Annotated in this window: 1 protein-coding gene; it reads left to right on the top strand. The window is 71.9% G+C overall.

Annotated features, from left to right (window positions below; genetic code table 11):
- A partial coding sequence (locus AB0C29_RS48145; RefSeq protein WP_360835037.1) for a histidinol-phosphatase occupies positions 1-1,473 on the top strand: 1,473 nt, incomplete at both ends.

Genomic DNA, 1,473 nt, shown 5'->3' with positions numbered 1-1,473 from the left:
GGCGGCGGCACCGCCAAGGGCGGGTTCCGCTGGCTCGCGGGTGACCACCACATCCACACCCAGCACAGCTCCGACGGCCAGTACCGGGTCATCGACCAGGCCGGGCACGGCCGCGCGTTCGGCCTCGACTGGGTCGTCATCACCGACCACGGCAGCAACGCGCACGCCAAGATCGGCGTGGAGAAGGTCAACCCGGACATCCGCAGGACCCGCGAGGAACTCCCCGACCTGCTGACCTTCCAGGGTCTGGAATGGAACATCCCGGCCGCCGAGCACGCCACGGTCTTCGTGCACCCGGGCCGCAACGAGGTCGGCGTGCTCAAGCAGTTCGAGCAGACCTTCGACGGCTCGCAGCTGCCGGCCACCAACACCACCGAGCAGAACGAGGCCGCCGCGATCGCCGGCATCAAGTTCCTCGGCGAGCAGGTCCGCGCCCGCAAGGTCGAGGGCGCGCTGTTCCTGGCCAACCACCCGTCGCGGCGCGGCATCGACTCGCCGCACGAGATCCGCAACTGGCGCGACGCCGACCCGACCATCGCCATCGGCATGGAGGGCGCCCCCGGCCACCAGGCCGCCGGCATCCCGGCCCCGAACGGCCGCGGCGGCGCCCGTGGCCTCTACGACAACAACCCGTCGGCCGCGTCGTACCAGGGCTACCCGCCGGAGACCTACCGGACCTGGGGCGGCTTCGACTGGATGACCGCCACCGTCGGCGGGCTCTGGGACAGCCTGCTGGCCGAGGGCCGGGCCTGGTGGGTGACGGTCAACTCGGACAGCCACGTCAACTACCTGGACCAGTCCGACCGCGGCCCGGGCAGCGACTTCGAGGCCAACGGCCGCTACAACGACCCCGTCTACACCGGCAAGGTGAACACCACCGCCGGCGACTTCTGGCCCGGCTTCTACGGCCGGACCAACGTCGGCTCGACGTCGTTCTCCTACAAGGCCGTCATGGACGGCCTGCGGGCCGGGCGGGTTTGGGTCGACCACGGCCGCCTGATCAAGAGCCTGGACGCGCGGGTCCGGGTGGCGGGCGACCGCCGGGCCGCCACGGGTACGCCGCTGGGCGGTGTCCTGCACGTCAAGCGGGGCACAGCCACCGAGCTGACCCTCGAGATCGACCTCCAGGACGGGCCGAACTGGGCGCAGTTCGTCCCGGTGCTGTCCCGGGTGGACGTGATCGTCGGCTCGGTGACCGGCCCGGTCGCCGCCCGCGACACCTTCACCGCGCCGGACACCAAGGTCGTCAAGTCGTACGAGGTGACGCCGGGCGCCCGCAAGCTGTCGGTGACGTACCGGCTGGGCCGCCTGGACAAGCCGTTCTACCTGCGCCTGCGCGGCACGGACGGCAAGCGCACCCAGCCGGGCCTGATGGGCGCGGCGGTGGACGCGGCGGGCCCGAAGCTCGACGTGCTGGGCGACGCCGACCCGTGGGGCGACCTGTGGTTCTACACCAACCCGATCTGGGTCCTG

This window comes from Actinoplanes sp. NPDC048791 (genome assembly GCF_040650095.1).
GTDB lineage: Bacteria > Actinomycetota > Actinomycetes > Mycobacteriales > Micromonosporaceae > Actinoplanes.
This window is presented reverse-complemented; position numbering and strand designations above follow the sequence as displayed.